10 protein-coding genes are annotated in these 15742 nt (G+C 74.8%); 2 read left to right on the forward strand and 8 right to left on the reverse strand.

All coding sequences use genetic code 11. The features are described from left to right. The first annotated feature begins 40 nt into the window (after nucleotides 1–40). Nucleotides 41–922, forward strand: coding sequence for a hypothetical protein (locus tag CHC11_RS09945; protein WP_089311348.1), 882 nt, complete (start codon nucleotides 41–43; stop codon nucleotides 920–922). Between the two features lie 15 nt (nucleotides 923–937). Here the strand turns inward: CHC11_RS09945 and CHC11_RS09950 are convergent, their stop codons facing one another. From CHC11_RS09950 to CHC11_RS09985, 8 genes are all read right to left on the reverse strand, one after another. Then, a complete protein-coding gene (locus CHC11_RS09950; protein ID WP_089311349.1) occupies nucleotides 938–2263 on the reverse strand; it encodes an RCC1 domain-containing protein in 1326 nt (441 codons plus the stop codon). Beyond that, nucleotides 2260–3579 carry a ParB N-terminal domain-containing protein gene (locus CHC11_RS09955; protein WP_179278772.1) on the reverse strand — a complete coding sequence of 440 codons (1320 nt, stop codon included), beginning with the start codon at nucleotides 3577–3579 and terminating at the stop codon, nucleotides 2260–2262. Before CHC11_RS09955 ends, CHC11_RS09950 begins: the two co-directional genes overlap by 4 nt. Beyond that, entirely contained in the window at nucleotides 3563–5245 is a 1683-nt protein-coding gene (locus tag CHC11_RS09960) for a lipopolysaccharide biosynthesis protein (RefSeq protein ID WP_089311351.1), read from the reverse strand. The genes CHC11_RS09955 and CHC11_RS09960 overlap by 17 nt, the downstream gene beginning before the upstream one ends. Further along, complete coding sequence (locus tag CHC11_RS41210; protein ID WP_179278773.1) at nucleotides 5232–7427, reverse strand: tyrosine-protein kinase domain-containing protein; 2196 nt, start codon at nucleotides 7425–7427, stop codon at nucleotides 5232–5234. Before CHC11_RS41210 ends, CHC11_RS09960 begins: the two co-directional genes overlap by 14 nt. An 89-nt stretch (nucleotides 7428–7516) precedes the next feature. Then, a complete protein-coding gene (locus CHC11_RS09970; protein ID WP_089311353.1) occupies nucleotides 7517–8992 on the reverse strand; it encodes a GumC domain-containing protein in 1476 nt (491 codons plus the stop codon). Between the two features lie 7 nt (nucleotides 8993–8999). Next, a complete protein-coding gene (locus CHC11_RS09975) occupies nucleotides 9000–9863 on the reverse strand; it encodes a sulfotransferase domain-containing protein (RefSeq protein WP_089311354.1) in 864 nt (287 codons plus the stop codon). Then, entirely contained in the window at nucleotides 9860–11086 is a 1227-nt protein-coding gene (locus CHC11_RS09980) for a hypothetical protein (protein ID WP_089311355.1), read from the reverse strand. The genes CHC11_RS09975 and CHC11_RS09980 overlap by 4 nt, the downstream gene beginning before the upstream one ends. Next, nucleotides 11083–12486 (reverse strand): hypothetical protein, encoded by a 1404-nt coding sequence (locus CHC11_RS09985; protein WP_245919082.1) that lies wholly within the window; start codon nucleotides 12484–12486, stop codon nucleotides 11083–11085. The genes CHC11_RS09980 and CHC11_RS09985 overlap by 4 nt, the downstream gene beginning before the upstream one ends. Before the next feature lie 398 nt (nucleotides 12487–12884). Here CHC11_RS09985 and CHC11_RS09990 point away from each other — a divergent pair, with 398 nt between their 5' ends. Next, nucleotides 12885–15725, forward strand: coding sequence for a PKD domain-containing protein (locus CHC11_RS09990; RefSeq protein WP_089311356.1), 2841 nt, complete (start codon nucleotides 12885–12887; stop codon nucleotides 15723–15725). Nucleotides 15726–15742 lie beyond the last annotated feature (17 nt).

Genomic DNA, 15742 nt, shown 5'->3' on the forward strand with positions numbered 1-15742 from the left:
TAATGTCGATGGCCATCCCAGCGTTGAAGGAGCCTCTCCCGTGAACCACTTCTCCCGCCGCATCGTCGCGTCCGGGACGTTGGCGCTGGCCCTCGTGCCGGCGTTCGGCATGACCGCCGCACCCGCCTTCGCGGGCGTCGACCTCGACGCGGTCGCCGAGGGCATCGGCGAGAGCGGCTACTACGTCGACTCCCACGCGAAGTACTACCAGTCGGACGGCGCGCAGGAACTGCTCCGCACGGCCCAGGGCCGGTCCGTCGCGGTCTTCATCGCGATCCTGCCGCCTGGAAACGACCCCGGGCAGGTCCTCCAGCAGTTGCCGGGCCTGATGAAGCGCAAGGGCACCTACGCGGTGCTGGCCGGCGACCACCTCCGGGTGTCCTCCACGGCGCTGCCGGGCGCCCGGGTGAAGTCCATCTACGACGGGGCCGTGAAGGGCAGCAAGGGCAAGCCCGACCTGGCGCTGCTGCGCTTCGTGCAGACGCTTCCGGAGTCGAAGTACGCGCCGCCGAAGACCGGCAGGCCCGGCAACAACGGCAAGCCCGCACCGGAGGCGTCGGTCCAGAAGCAGCAGGAGCAGGAGGAGCGCACGCTCGCCCAGTCGCAGCCGACCGGCCGCGCCACCGGATACCAGGCTCCCGAGGACGACGGATCGGCCATGCCGTACCTGCTCGGCGGTGGCGCGGTGGTGGTGGTCGCCGCCGGGGCGGGGTTCCTGCTGTGGCGCCGCCGCTCCGCGACTCCGGCGCCCGCCGGCGGGACCGGAGCCCCCGCGCCCGGCGCGGCCGCGGCGCCGCCGCCCGCGCCCGGGGCCCAGCCTCCCGGGGCCCAGCCTCCCGGGGCCCAGCCTCCCGGGGTTCAGCCTTCCGCGGACGGGCCCAGGCCCGGCGACGCCAGGCCTGAGCCGCCCCAGAACCCCTGAGGGCCTCCGGGCGGGCTACCGGGCTACGGACCTCGACAGCAGGATCAGGTGGCGTTCGCCGACGCCCACCGACAGGGCGTCGGCCGGCACCTTGCCCTCGGCCGTCATCGCCGTGCCGGGACGGCTGCGGGGCGCCCTCTGCCCGGAGCCGAGCTGGCCGCTGCCGCCCGCGCCCCAGGTCAGCAGTGTCCCGTCGGTCAGGATCGCCGCGCCGTAGGCCTCCCCGGCGAACACGCGGGTGGCGCCGCGCAGCTTCGGCGCGCTGCGCCCGACGACGGTGACCGGGGCGGTCCGCGGTTTCACCGTGCCGTCCCCGAGCTGGCCCGCGGTGTTGTTGCCCCAGGCGACGATGGTGCCGTCACCCCGGAGCGCGTAGTTGTGCTTCTCCGCGGCGGCGACCGCGGCGACGCCGTCGAGGACGCCCTCGCCGCCCGCGCCCGAGACGAGGGCGGGCGTGAGCCGGTCCCGGCGCGTCCCGTCCCCGAGCTGGCCGAGCTCGTTGCGACCCCACGCCGCGACCCGCCCGTCCCGCAGCAGCGCCAGCGCGTGCTGGCCGCCGATCGCGATGCGGACGGCGCCGTCCAGCCGCGCGGCGCCGTCCAGGCCGCGCACCGGCACGGGCAGGGCCCGGTCCTCGCGGGTGCCGTCGCCGACCATGCCGCCCGCGTTGGCGCCCCACGCGAGCACCTGCCCGCCGGCGCGCAGCACCAGCTCGGTGTGCCCGTCCGCGGCGATCGCGGTGACGCCGGTGAGCGCCCCGCGCCCGTCCGGCGCCCGCACGGTCGTGGGGACGGGAGGGGCGGTGCGCTCGCCGGTGCCGCGCTGCCCGGACGATCCCTCGCCCCAGGTCACGACGGTGCCGTCGCGGCGCAGCGCCATCGAGAAGTCGTTGTTGGCCGATACCGCGACGGCGTCGTCCAGCCGGCCGGGCCGCCCGTCCGGTGCGCGGACGCGGACGGGCGCGCCGCTGTCGCGGGTGGTGCCGTCGCCGAGCTGGCCGTCGTCGTTGGCGCCCCACGCGACGACCTGCCCGCCGTCGAGGACGGCCAGTGAGTGGCGGCCGCCGCCGGCGACGGCCACGGCGCGGTCGAGGCGTCCCCGGCCGCCGACGCCGGTGACGGGGGCGAGCCGGGGATCGGCGGCCGCCCCCGGCCGGCCGAGCTGCCCGCTCCCGTTGGAACCGCTCGTCCACACGGTGCCGCTCCGCGCGCCCGCGGAGCCCGCGGCGGGCGGCGGGGAGACCTGCGGCACGCTCGCGGGCGCGGCCGTCCCGCCGCACGCCGCCGCCAGGAGCACCGGGAGGGCCGTGAGCGCGGCGAGCGGGCGGCGCGGCGAGGTCACGCCGCGCGGACGCAGGCGAACAGGTGCCTGCCGTAGTTGTCCTCGTAGGGCGGCCGGGCGTCCTCGTCGGGGCCGAGGTCGATGACCTCGTCGAAGCCGGTGTTGTCCCGCAGGAACGTCGCGACGCGGGCGGGGTCCCAGCCGCGCAGCGAGTCGGCGAACCACGCCTCGTTGTCCTGGCCGGTGTCGAAGAACAGCACCCTTCCGGTGGCGCGGTCCAGCAGCCGGATCAGCTCCTCGGCGCTCACCGAGCCGCGGCCGAGGACGAAATGGTGCAGCAGGCTGAAGCACGACACCACGTCCCAGCGGCCGGGGTCGTGCCCGCCGAGGAACTCGACGCAGTCGCCGGTGGAGACGGCGCCGTCCGGGAGCCCGTAGACGGCCCGGCCGAGGGGGACGGCCAGCGGGTCGCGCTCGATGCCCTCGGCGTCGAAGCCGCGCTCGGCCATCTTCGCGACGAACCAGCCGTAGCAGCTCGCGACGTCCAGGTAGCGGCCCCCGGCGAGGCCGCGCTCGCCGAGGAACGCGTCCATCTTCGCGAGCCGGTCGGTGCACTGCCGGACGGTCGTCCAGCCGGACCTCAGCTCGGGCGCCCCGATCGGCTGGTAGAGCTCGTGGGTGCCGTCGAGCCAGCTCATCTTCAGCAGGAGGTCCTGCAGGGGGGTGGTGACGGGCAGCCATTTGGCGACGACGTCGGCGCCGTCGGCGCCGCTCATCGCGGCGATGGCGAGCCGGTGGTGGCCGTCGAGGACCTGGTACCGGTCGGAGCCGCGGACGGGGGCGACGAGCACCGGGTCCTGCGGCCCGCTCTGCTGCGGGCGGGGCGCCGCGCCGGGCGCCTCCTCGCCGCGGTACCGCGCGATGAAGGCGCGGGCGGCCGCGAGGACTCCGGCCTCGTCGGTGCCGCCGAAGTAGGTGCCGCCCGCCTCGATGCAGCGCAGCCCGAGCCTGCCGTAGGGGCTGGCCAGGATCTCGGCGTCGGTCGGTTCCGGCCGGTCGTCGGCGAGCCGGAGCAGCCCGACGTGCGGGCCGTCCAGGAACGGGGTCGACGGCCACAGCAGGTCGCCGGTGCGGTCGGCGAACTCGCGGGCCGTCCAGCCGCCCTGCGCGCCGACGAGCAGCTGGTCGAACCGGACCGGCACCTTCCACGGGCGCCGCAGCACGGCGGTGGACACCGCGACGCGGGCCGCGGCCGGGATCGGCAGCGAACGCCCGGCGTCGACCAGCCGCCCGTACACCGGACCGCTCGGGGCGAGCCCGCTCTTGCGAAGGACCGCGCGGGACTTACGGCGCACTTGGTCAATTCCCGTGGGCATGCATGCTCCTGGCAGATGTCGTTTCGGTGGCGGGTGAGGCGGCGGCGCCCGCGGGTGCAGTGCGGCCGCGCCTTCCCGGCAGCAGGGAGGCGAAGGCGGTGAGGGACAGCCGCTCGCGGCCGGCCCAGAGCAGGGCGAGGTACAGCATCGCGCCCGGGATCAGCCCGCCGGCGAGGGCGGCCTCGCCGGAGCCGGCGGCCAGCCGGACGGCGGCCGGCACCGCCGCGAAACTGACCAGCGCCGAACCGCCCGCCCAGAACAGCCCCGCGCTCGCCGGGGTCATGTCGAGGATCCGGCGGACCTGGACCAGGGCCAGCAGCGTCCGCACGAGCAGTCCGCACGCCCGCGCCGCCGCCGCCCCGGCGATCCCGAACGGCGGGATCAGCAGCACGTTCAGCACCAGGTTCACCCCGAGCGCGGCGCTCTGGTTGACCAGGCTGAGCCCGCTGCGCCCCGCCATCAGCAGCATCACGTCGCGGGCGCCCGTCGCGGTCGCCACCAGCATCGCCATCGCCAGGATGACCGTGACGACCTCGCCGGACCCGCGGTAGCCGTCGCCGAAGGAGCCGACGTACACCGGCGCGCCGACCGCGATCGACAGGTGCACCGGCCAGGCGAGCGCGAGGTTCCAGGACGCGCACACCGCGAACACCCGCTGTGCGCCCGCGCGGTCGGCGAGCGCCATCAGCCGGCTCACCGCGGGCTGCATGACGTTCTGCACGGCCTGGGTGACGAGCTGGCTGATCACGATGAACCGGGTCGCGGCGGTGTAGATCGCCGCCTCGCGGGGCGAGCTGAGCGCCGCGACGAGCACGATGTCGGCGCGCTGGAACGCCGTCTGGCAGATCTGCGCGAACGCGCGCGGCGCGGTGAAGCGCCAGAAGTCGCCGGCCAGCGGCCGCCAGCCGGACGGGGCCCCGGGCGCCGCGGTCACCGGCGCCTCGGCGCGGCCGCTGCGGCTGATCTTCAGGTACCAGAGCAGGGCGACGACCAGGCACGGCAGGTACGGCGCCGCCCACGCCAGCGCGAGCCACACGGCGTCGTCGGTCAGCAGCGCCGCCACGATGACACCGGCGACCTGGAGCGTCTGCCGGAGGATCTTGTCGACGAGGACGGTCGGCCGCATCGAGCCGTGGCCGCGGGTGGCCGCGAGAAGCGCGTCGTGCGCCCCCGCGAGGGGCAGGAACAGCGCCAGCGCCCGCACCATGCCCGCGGCCTGGCCGGGGTCGTCGGCGCCGATGTGCCCCGCCGTCCACGGCGCGGCGAGCGCCAGGACGAGGCCGGCGGCCAGTGCCGTCACCGCGACCGGGACGAGCGCCACCGGCACCGTCCGCCGCGCCGCGCCGCGGTCGCCGAGCGCCAGGTGGCGGGGCAGCCAGCGCAGCAGGCCCGCGTCCGTGCCGAGGCCCGACACGGCCTGCAGGATGATGAACAGCGACGTCGCGGCGAAGAAGGTGCCCGCGATCCGCTGCGAGTACAGGTGCGCGACCAGGAAGACCAGCGCGAGGCCCTGGACGCCCGCGACGGCGGCGCCGACGAGGTTCAGGGCGCCGCCCCTGGCCAGCCGGTTCAGGTTCGGCCCGCCCGGGCCGGGCGGCTCGGACCCGCCCGGCCCGGGCGGCTTCGGCTCGTCCGCCGCGGCCTCGCCGGATTCAGGGGCCGGCATGCCGGCCGGCCTTGTGCGGCTTCTTGCCGTAGCGGGGCGCGACGTCCGGCGCCGCGTCCTTCGGCCCGGCCGGGGGCGTGCCGTCCGCGCCGTCCTCCGGCAACTCCGGCGGCATGAACTTGGAGATGTCCTCCTGCGTCCGCGTCGCGGCGGACTCCAGCGTCTCCTCGGTCTCCGCGTCGGCCGGCTCGGGGGGCTCGGCGTCGGAGGGCGCCGCCGGGCGCGGGCGCACTGGCCCCGTGCCCTGGGTGACCTCCGTGGGGGAGACGGGCTTGGGGGCGACGGGCTTGCCCGGCCCGGACGGGGGGTCGAGCGCGGGCGGCAGGGGACGCCGCCGCGGCTCCGGCTGCGGTGCGCCGCGCCGCCCGGACGGCGCCGGCCGCGCCTCGCCCGTGCGGGGCGGCTGTGTGACCTGCGGCAGCGCCTGGGTGACCAGGGACGGGGAGTCGGCGGGGTCTGCGGCGGGCTCGTCCTGCGAGGCGCGGGGCGGGTCCTCGGCCCACGCGAGAGGGGCCTCCGGGGCGCGGCGCTTGCCGCCGCGCGTCTCCGGGAGGCGGGGCTCGGCGCCGCCCCGTGCTTCGCCGCCCTGCGGCGGGCGGGCTTCGCCGCCCTGCGGCGGGCGGGCTTCGCCGCCCTGCGGCGGGCGGGCTTCGCCGCCCTGCGGCGGGCGGGACTGGCGGGCGGCGGGAGCCTGCCGCGTCCCGCGCCCTCCTCGCGGCTCCGGCGGCTCCAGCAGGGCGCCGAGCACCGTGACGCCGGCGCGTTCGGCCTCCACGTACGCCTGCCGCAGTTCCTCACGGGTCGTGACGCCCTGGTTGATCACGAGCACGACCGCGTCGACGAACGTGCACAGGGCCTGCGCGTCCGCGTCGTGCAGGCTCGCCGCGTTCACGATGAGGTACTCGCTGCGGCGGCGCAGGACCTTGACGGTCTCGCGCATCCGCGGGCCGCTGAACCGGTGGGCGGCCTCGCGGGCGCGCGGGCCGCGCGGCAGCAGCCGCAGCTGCGAGTCGGTGTGGATCAGCAGGGTCGCCGGGTCCGTGCCGCTGAGCAGGGTGTCCGACAGCCCCTTGCCACCGGGCCGCGCGCCGAACAGGGTGCTGACGTCGGCGTCCTCGGTGGTCGCGTCGATCATGATGGTCTTCGCGCCGGCGAAGGCGAGCGAGACCGCGAGGTTGGCGCTGGCCATGCGGGCGCTGCCTCCCGGGGTCGCGTTGCTGATCAGCAGCGCCACCGGGGTCTGCGGCGCGGTGGCCACGACCGCGGCGCGCAGCCGCCGGTACGCCTCGCCGACCGGGCTCTTGGGCGCGCTGACCAGGGCCAGCGTGTCGCCGGACGGGCCGCCCGCCGGGATGGCGGACAGCGTCCGGACGCCGAGTCCCTCGATCGACTCGGCGTTGCGCAGCCGCTGGTTGAGCCGCTCGCGCAGCAGCATGATCACGAAACCGGCGACCAGCCCGAGCACCAGGCCGCCCGCGCCGTACATCGCGGGCCGGACGATGCCGGGCCCGGCCGGCGCGTCCGCCGGGGTGATCACCTGGCCGGGGTCGAGGGGGGTGCTGGCGATGTCGTTGGACTGCTCGTCGATGACGCCGAGCTGGTTGGTGTAGGCGGTGACGCGCTGCTGGAGGGTGGAGCGCCGGGAGCCGGAGGAGGCGGCCAGCTCGTTGTTCGCCCGCTGCAGCAGGCGCTCGACCCTGGCCGACTGCGCCTTCAGCTTGGCGAGCTGGTTGTTCACGACGCCCTGCGCCCGCTGCGTGCGGTACTCCAGGTAGGCGTCGGCGAAGGCCTGCGCGCCGGCGCGGGCGTTGCCGGAGCTGCTCGCGGTGTAGGTCAGGTTGAGCACCTGGGTGTTGGGCGGGACCGAGACCCCGATGTCGCCCTCCGCCTCGTGCCCGAGCTTCTTCTCGACGATCTTGGCGACGCTGTCGGTGGCGACCAGCTGCGCCTCCGTCTGCAGGTTCACCAGGTCGTCCCCGCGGCCCTCCGGCGAGTACGGGTTGCCTTCCAGCGGGCTGACCAGCACCGTCGCGGTCGCCTTGAACGGCGGCGGCACGGCCATCTCCAGGACGACACCGGCCGCGGTGCCGAGCACGGCGAGCCCGATCAGCGCCCCCAGATAGCGCCGGACCAGGGCGAGCAGCTGCCCACCCTGGGCGTCGGCCGTCCGGTCAGCTCCCACGACGATCTCCCTCACCGATCGGAATCGTGCTTGGCGGAGTGTTCATCTCGACTTTAACCGCGCGTTGCAAGAAGACGGTTCTGTTCATCTCAACCTTGTCCGGGAGCGGCGGCCCCGACCGGGGACCGGTGCTGGGCGCGCCGCGGCGCCGGGGACGCGGGCCCGTGCAGGACGGGTGCGGTCAGCACGATCACGCGCGCGGGGCTGGCGGCCTGGTCGAGGGCCAGCACCCCGCTCGCGACCTCGCGGTCCAGGGCCCGTCCCCGTTCGACCACGACCAGGGCCACGTCGCTGGCCGCGGCCGCGGCGATGGTGTCCGCGCCGTTGATGTCGGGTGTGGTGATGACGACGATGCGCGAAACGCGGCCCGCCTTGTCGACGGCCCGGGTGAGCTGCCGGTCGTCGTCGCTGCGCACCAGCCGGACGTTGAAGGAGTGGCCGGTCCCGGCCGCGGCCGGCGGCTCGTGGAAGGGCTCGCCGTCGGCCACGATGCGCAGCACCGTCGTCGCCGAGCCGCCCTCGGTGCACAGCTCGGCCAGCTCGTAGGCCACGGCGGTGCCGGCGGATCCGGGCACCCCGGTGACCAGCACGGTGGTGGCGTCGGCGTCGAAGACCAGGTTGCGCAGCCGGCGCGCGACCTCGCGGTGCCCGGTGCCGAGCGCCGTCCCCTCGACCATGATCGGAAGCCGGCTGTGCAGCCGCAGGTCGGCGGGGCGCCGGATGCGGCGCGGCCGCACCTCGCGGATCACCACGTAGCCGAGCCAGCCGAGCAGCCCGATGCCGAGCCCGGTCGCGGCCGCGACGTCGCGGCCGGGATCGTCGCCCCGCCGGGGGAGCGGGGCCCCGCGCAGCACCTCCCCGGGCTGCTCCTGCTTGCTCTTGATCGTCGTTACCTGCTTCTCCACGTCGCGGATCTGCTTCACGAGCGCCTGGCGGCGCGTGCGGGTGGTGAGCCGGCGCAGCTCGTCCTCGTCGCCGGGCAGCGCGGCGAGCTGCTTCTTCAGCAGCTCGGCGTTGTGCTCCAGCGCCTGGCGGTTGTGCTCCAGCACCTGGCCGAGGATCCGGTTCCGCAGCGTCAGGTAGGAGTCGGCGACGACCCGGGCGCCGTCCTGGGCGGTCCGCGGCGTGCCGGCCCGCACCGAGATCGTGAGCACGTGGGTGTTGGACGGCACCGTCAGGCCGATGCGGTCGCGCAGTTCGGCGTCGGACGCGTCGAAGCCGGGCCGCCCCGCCAGCTTGGACAGCACCGGGTGGGACCAGACGAGCTGGGCCTCGGTGTCCATCGTCGTCTCGCGGGGAGCGCGGGTGTTGGTGTCGAGCGCCGAGCCGATGTCGATGGAGGGGTGCAGCGCGACCGGCGGCGCCAGCACGTAGATCTGCGCGGTGTAGGTCGTCGGCGTCAGCACGATCTTCACGATCCCGAGCGCGCACCCGGCCAGCAGCGCGGCCAGCAGCGCGACCAGGTGGCGGCGGACCACGCCCGCGTACCGGGTCACCGGGATCGAGTCCGGAGCGAGCGGCGGTTCCGCCTGCACGCTGGCCGGGCCGAGGGTGCGTTTGCTCATCGCCGCCTCATCGCCGCCAGGCGGGTTCGGCGCCGAGGAGCGCGGCGAGCTTGTCGTCCCAGGGGGCGTAGTAGTCGGCCAGGCGGCGCTGCAGGTGGTCCGGCAGCGGGGAGCCGGGCCGGGCGTTGTGCCGTTCGAACGACGCGGGCCGCCACGCCGGCAGTCCCAGGAACTCCAGGGCGGAGTCGTAGCAGGGCTCCGGTTCGGTGAAGAAGTCCTCCGCGAACAGCACGAGCACCCTGTCCCTTCCGAAGAGGGCGAACAGCCGCTCGATCTGTTCGGCGTAGCGGCCGCGGTCCAGGTAGGAGTGATGCCGGTGGCTGTGGCTCACGTAGGCGGGGTCGGCCCGGATCTTCTCGACCTCCCCGGAGAGCCGCTCGGGCTCCAGGTCCAGGGCCCGCTCGAACGGCTCGGTCTCGAACCCCCGGGCGAGCTCGTGCTTGTGGGCGGAGTAGGCCCGCACCACGGGGTCGCGCAGCAGGACGACGAGCTTGACCCCGGGCAGGTCGGCGGCGATCCGCTCCGGCGCCAGCGGGTGGTGCATGTAGTAGCCGGCGGACTCGAACGCCTGCGGGGCGGCGCCCCGCGTGCGGCGCTCGGCGAGCGCGCGGACCGGGAAGTGCCCCCGGTACCAGCCGAGACCGCGCGGGTAGTTGACGTCGAAGTAGTGCACGCCCTTGTGGAAGTTGGGCTGGACGGTCGCCGGGTGCGCGGCCAGGGCCCGGAACAGCGAGGTGGTGCCGCCGCGCTGGGTGCCGACCATGAGGAAGTCCGGCAGCATCCGGGCGCCGGAGGTCAGCCGACCTCCGGCGCGGGTCGCGGCGCGGCCCGCCTCCTTGACCCACGGGGGGGCGTCACGGCGTGAGATCACGGGGTTCCTCCCGAAATCGTGTCCGGTGTAGTGGTGTGCAGGAGGGTGAGCAGGCGCTCGGTGTCGGCGCGCAGCGGCCCGCCGATCGGCTCCTGGGCGGCCAGCAGGTAGCGGCGGCACAGCTCCAGGAGGTAGAGCCGGACGGTCGCCTCCGCGGCGGGGCCCGTCGGCCCGAGCGGCTCCAGGAGGGCGGCGGCGCCGTCCGGCCAGGTGGCGTAGGGCGGCCCGGACGCGGTGCGCATCGCCTCCTGGAGCCGGTAGTGCAGCAGGTCGAACCCGTTCGGGACGCCGCGCGAGAACCGCTCCCAGTCCCACAGGCGCAGCACGCCGCGGTGCCAGGCCATGTTCCACGGCGTCCAGTCGCCGTGCCAGGCGCCGAAGTCCAGGACCAGGTCGCCGTGCGCCTTGCCGACGCCCTCGACGACCTCGCCGAAGGCGTCGCGCTGCCGCTCGTCCAGGACCAGGCCGGGGCTCGCGGTCATCTCCTGCCAGTAGGCGCTGCCGCGCAGCGGCGCCCGCTCGACGCCGCCGACCTCGAACAGCGCCCGCATCTGGGCGACGGGGGCCCGGCTCCGCGGACGCCAGCCAAGCGCGCCGGTCGGGAGCGGTTCGAGGACGAGCAGGTCGAGGCCGTGCCAGGTGCCGTGGTGGAGCAGCCGCGGGACGTGCGGGCGCCCGCGCGACTCCGAGGCGGGCAGGTGGGCGTTCAGGTAGGTGAGGGCGGCTGCCTCGCCGGCGAGCAGGGCGCGGGCCGTGCCGGTGTCGCCGATCTTGACGAACGCCGCGGGCTCGCCGCGCGGCGTCAGCACGTGCAGGATCGGTTTGCGGTTGGCGCGGGCGCTCCCGAGCCCCACGCTGACCACCACCGGCCGGCCGAGCAGTTCCGACAGCCGGTCCTCGACGGAGGGGCCGCCGCCGGTGACGCGGAGCCGGTCGCGCAGCGTCCGCTCCGGCAGCCCGGTGCGCACCGCCGCCGCCGTCAGGCCGCGGGAGGCGCGCTGCTTCACGCCGAGGTCGTGGCTGTAGCGGCGCAGCGCGGCCGCGGTGGCGCGCGGCATCCCCGCCGGGACGAGCAGGCGCGGCCGTTCCGCGTCCGGCAGGAACGCCAGTTCCCGGCGCGCCCCCTCGGAGCGCCCCGGCCCGACGGCCTCCACCCGCGCGTCCGGCCACAGGTCCCGCACCGCCGAGATCCAGGCGGCCCGCGTCTGCTCCGGGGCGCTCACAGCGGCGCCTCCTCGGCGGCGACCCGGGCACGGGCGCGCGGCCGGGCCTCGGCGCGGGCGTCCCGGCTCGCCCGCCACATCAGGCCCACAGCGATCATCACCGTGTACAGCGGTACCTCCACCATGTCGTAAGTGATCATGAACAGGCCGCAGGCGATCAGGACGGCGCAGCCCGCCAGCGAGTACGCGCCGCGCTCGCGCCAGTGCCGCAGGAACCGGACGGCGAAGAACGCGCAGAACGCGATCGTCCCGACGATGCCGTTGGCGAACAGCAGGAGCCACAGATGGCCCTGGGTGCCGAGCGGCGGCGAGCCGCACGCCTTGCAGCCGATCTTGTCGCCGCCGGAGACCTGGCCGAGGTCGCCCTGGACGTTGCGGGTGGACCCGAAACCGACCAGCGGGGAGCCGGTGAGGGCGCTGCGGGTGGTCTCCTCGGCCAGCAGCGTGCGGCGGTTGTTGCTGTGCGGGTTGTCGAGGCGGTCCTGGACGAGGCCGGGCAGCGGCGACAGCGCCACGACGATCGCGCCCGCCGCGGCCATCCCGGCCGTCCAGGCGATCACGCGGGGACCCCCCACCTGGAGCAGTTTCGCGACGCCGAACAGGCCGATCGCGCCGAGCGCCCCCCACAGCCCCCGGTTCAGCGAGTACACGACCGGCCACAGCGACGCGGCGAGGACGGCCAGCCCGAACGCGCGGCGCCGCATGTCGGCGCGGACGATCCAGGTCAGCAGGAAGTACGGGAGGAAGAACGCGTAGGCGGCGCCCCAGGTGTTGGCGTAGGCGAAGGGCGCCATGGGCCGGGACTGCTCGAACCCGAGGATCGACTCCACCTCGGAGACCCTCGGGTGGACGATGTCGCGGACGAAGGAGTTGGAGGTCAACCCGTGCGGCAGCACCATCTCCACCGGCGAGGTGAGCTGGATCGAGGGGAAGAACGAACCGATCACCCCGCCGACGGTCGTCACGATGAACATGTAGCCGAGGAGCCTGCCGATCTTGCCCGACGGCAGCTCCCGCTCGCTCATGTTGCCGACGTAGAGCAGCACGATGGTGGACGACAGGTACCAGGCGAGCCGGTAGCCGTACACCAGGACCCGGCTGAACCCGCCGCCCGGTTCGGCGAGGGGCGCGTCGGCCCACAGCACGAGCACGCCCAGCGCGACCCAGAGCAGGAAGAACAGCCACACCCCGAACCCGCCCGGCGCGACCAGGGTGCCGCGCCGCCGCCACAGCGTCATGCCCATGGGCACGCTGATGACGAGCAGCACGATGTTGGCCAGGCCGAGGATCCACCACAGCGGGAAGCCGAGCAGCGCGACGGCGAGCGGCCATCCCGGCCGCAGGCGCCAGGGCAGCAGCCGCGGCGTCGCGAGAGGAGTGCTCCCCGCGATCCCTCGCATCCCGGCCAATCACCGCTCCGTTTCCGTGGGACGCGCCTGCGGGCGCGCGGACCGTTCCGTCCGGTCCCGGACGCGCGTCGCCCATGGAAGGACGTCCTGTCTCTTACCAGGGGCGACAGCCCGCGGTGGCCGACTTCGGCCACGCGATCCGGTCGTCCGGTGAGACCCGGCAAGCGTCCTTTCGAGGTGCGCAGCGTACCTCGCGAGACGCGATGGGCGTGCCCGCCGGGGCGCGTCGCGGGGTCCTGCGGCAGGCGGATCGCCGTGCTGTTCGGCGGCCGGAACCGAAAAGTCAGTGATCAAACGGCGGTCCGGTGGCCCGCTGGCTACGATTGCGCGGCGTCGTGTGCCTTCACGGGCAACGCGGCGTCTTACTTCTATCTTGCACGGAGGGGTCGATGGGCAGACGCAGGTGGGGGGCGTTGGCCGTGGGGGCCGCGCTGGCGCTGGGAACGCTTACGGGGAGCCTCGCCGCGGGCACCCCGGCGCGCGCGGACCAGAGGGGATCCGAACCCGGGCACGGCAGGGTCGTCAGCGCCGACCCGGCGAACCACACGCCGAACGTGCTGGACGGCGATGTCAAGTCGATCATCAAGATCGGCGGCAAGATCTACGTCGGCGGCTCCTTCACCCAGGTGAAGGAGGTCGGGGCCAACAAGCCGACGCTGGTCCGCAACCGGCTGTTCGCCTTCGACGCCGCCACCGGCGCCATCGACACCGGCTTCACGCCCGACCTCAACAAGGGCGAGGCCAGCGCTCTGCTGCCCGCACCCGACGGCCAGTCGATCTACGTCGGCGGAAGCTTCAGCGAGATCAACGGCGTCCGGCACTTCGTGCTCGCCAGGATCAACGCCCAGACCGGCGCCCCCATCGCCTCGTTCGACCCCCAGCTCGACGCCAAGGTCCGCGACCTGCGGCTGGCGGGCGGCCGGCTGTACGCCGGCGGCACCTTCGCGACCGTCGGCGGCGCCGCGAGGGCGGCCCTCGCCGCCCTCGACCCCCAGACGGGGGCCCGCGACGACTTCGTGAACCTGAACTTCGCCGGCACCCAGACCGGCGACGGCGTCACCCAGATCTACAAGATGGACGTCAGCCCGGACGGCTCCAAGCTCGTCGGCATCGGCAACTTCAACTCGGTCGCGGGCAGCACCCGCCGCCAGATCGTCATGGTGGACCTCGGCGGCCCGTCCGCCCAGCTCGCGAACTGGGACACCGCCCGCTACGCCGACCAGTGCTCTCAGTCGTTCGACACCTACATGCGCGACGTCGAGTTCTCTCCGGACGGCTCGTACTTCGTGGTGACGACCACCGGCGCCTACGGCGGCTCCGCGAAGCTGTGCGACACCCAGGCCCGCTGGGAGAACACCGCCGCAGGCGGCGGCCAGCAGCCGACCTGGGTGAACTACACCGGGGGCGACACCACCTACGCCGTGGAGATCACCGACACGGCCGTCTACACCGGCGGCCACTTCCGGTGGGCGAACAACCCGTTCGCGGGCGACAACCCCGGCCAGGGCGCCGTCGGCCGCGAGGGCATCGTCGCGCTCGACCCGGCCAGCGGCCTGCCGTTCAGCTGGAACCCCGGCCGCGACAAGGGCGTCGGCGTCTTCGACATGCTGGCCACCGACGAGGGACTGTGGATCGGCAGCGACACCGACAACGTCGGCGGCGAGTTCCACCAGAAGCTCGCGATGTTCCCCGTCGCCGGCGGCGCGGCCGTCCCCGCGTACAGCACCGGTGAGCTGCCCGGGAACGTCTACTCCGGCGGCGGCACGGGCTTCGGGGCCGCCAACTACCTCAGGCACCGCTCGTTCGACGGCAGCACCGCCGGCGCCGCGGTCGAGGACGGCACCGCGGGCGTCGACTGGCGGACCGCGCGCGGCGCGTTCATGGTCAACGGGGAGCTCTTCTACGGGTCGTCGGACGGCCTGTTCCGGCGCCGCTCCTTCGACGGCACCGCGCTCGGCACGGCCGCCACCATCGACACCGCCGACCAGCTCGCCACCATGTCGACCTGGCACTCGCAGGTGGCGAACATCACCGGCATGTTCTTCGCCAAGGGCCGGATCTACTACACGCGCGGGCAGTCGGCGCTCTACTACCGGACGTTCAACCCGGAGAGCAACGTCGTCGGCGCGCAGGAGTTCGTCGCGGTGAACAACCTGCCCGGCATGAGCTGGAGCTCGGCCGGCGGCATGTTCGTCAACGGCGCGGACCTCTACTACGTCAACAACGGCAACGGCCGGCTCTACCGGGTCGCGTTCTCCGCGGCGGGAGTGCCGTCCGGCTCGTCGACCGAGGTCAGCACCGCCGACTGGCGCGGCCGGACCGTGTTCCTGTACGCGGGGACGCCGAACCAGCCGCCGAACGCCGCGTTCGCCGGCAACTGCGACGGGCTCGACTGCACGTTCAACGCCGCCGGCTCGTCCGACCCCGACGGTTCGATCGCCTCCTACGCCTGGGACTTCGGCGACGGCGAGACCGGCACGGGCGCCGCGCCGCAGCACGCGTTCGCCGCGGCCGGCACCTACACGGTCAAGCTGACGGTGACCGACGACCGCGGCGGCAAGGGCACCAGGTCCCAGGACGTGACGGTCGCCTCGAACCAGGTGAACATCGGCTACCGCGGCGGGGCGGGCGGCAACGGCAACGTCCAGACCGCCACGGCGCAGGTCCCGCCGGCGGTGCAGCCCGGCGACGGCATGATCCTCATGCTGACGTTCAACAGCAGCGAGGCGACGCTGGCGTCCCCGCCCTCCGGGTGGACGCAGATCGGCACGCAGGCGGCGGGCACCGCGACGTCCGTCGTCTGGAAGCGCGTCGCCCAGGCCGGTGACGCCGGCACGCAGGTCGGCATCGGGTTGAGCACCTACACCAAGGCCGACATCCGGCTGCTCGCCTACGAGGGCACCAACGCCACCGACCCGGTCGCGGCGGTGGCCAAGGGCAGCGACCCCGGTTCCGGCACCGACCACACCAGCCCGTCCGCGCAGGTGGACGCCGCCGGGTCCTGGGCGGTGACGTACTGGGCGGACAAGTCGTCCAGCACCACGTCCTGGACGGCCCCGGCCGGTGTGGAGACCCGCGGCACCGGGATCGGCTCGGGCAGCGGCCGCATCACGGCCCTGGTCGCCGACAGCGACGGCACGGTCGCCACCGGCACCTACGGCGGAAAGACGGCGACGACCGACGCCGCCAGCCGCGCCGCGCTGTGGACCATCATCCTGGCCCGCAAGTAGGAACGCGTCACCGCACG

The sequence above is a fragment of the Actinomadura mexicana genome (genome assembly GCF_900188105.1).
GTDB classification, from domain to species: domain Bacteria; phylum Actinomycetota; class Actinomycetes; order Streptosporangiales; family Streptosporangiaceae; genus Spirillospora; species Spirillospora mexicana.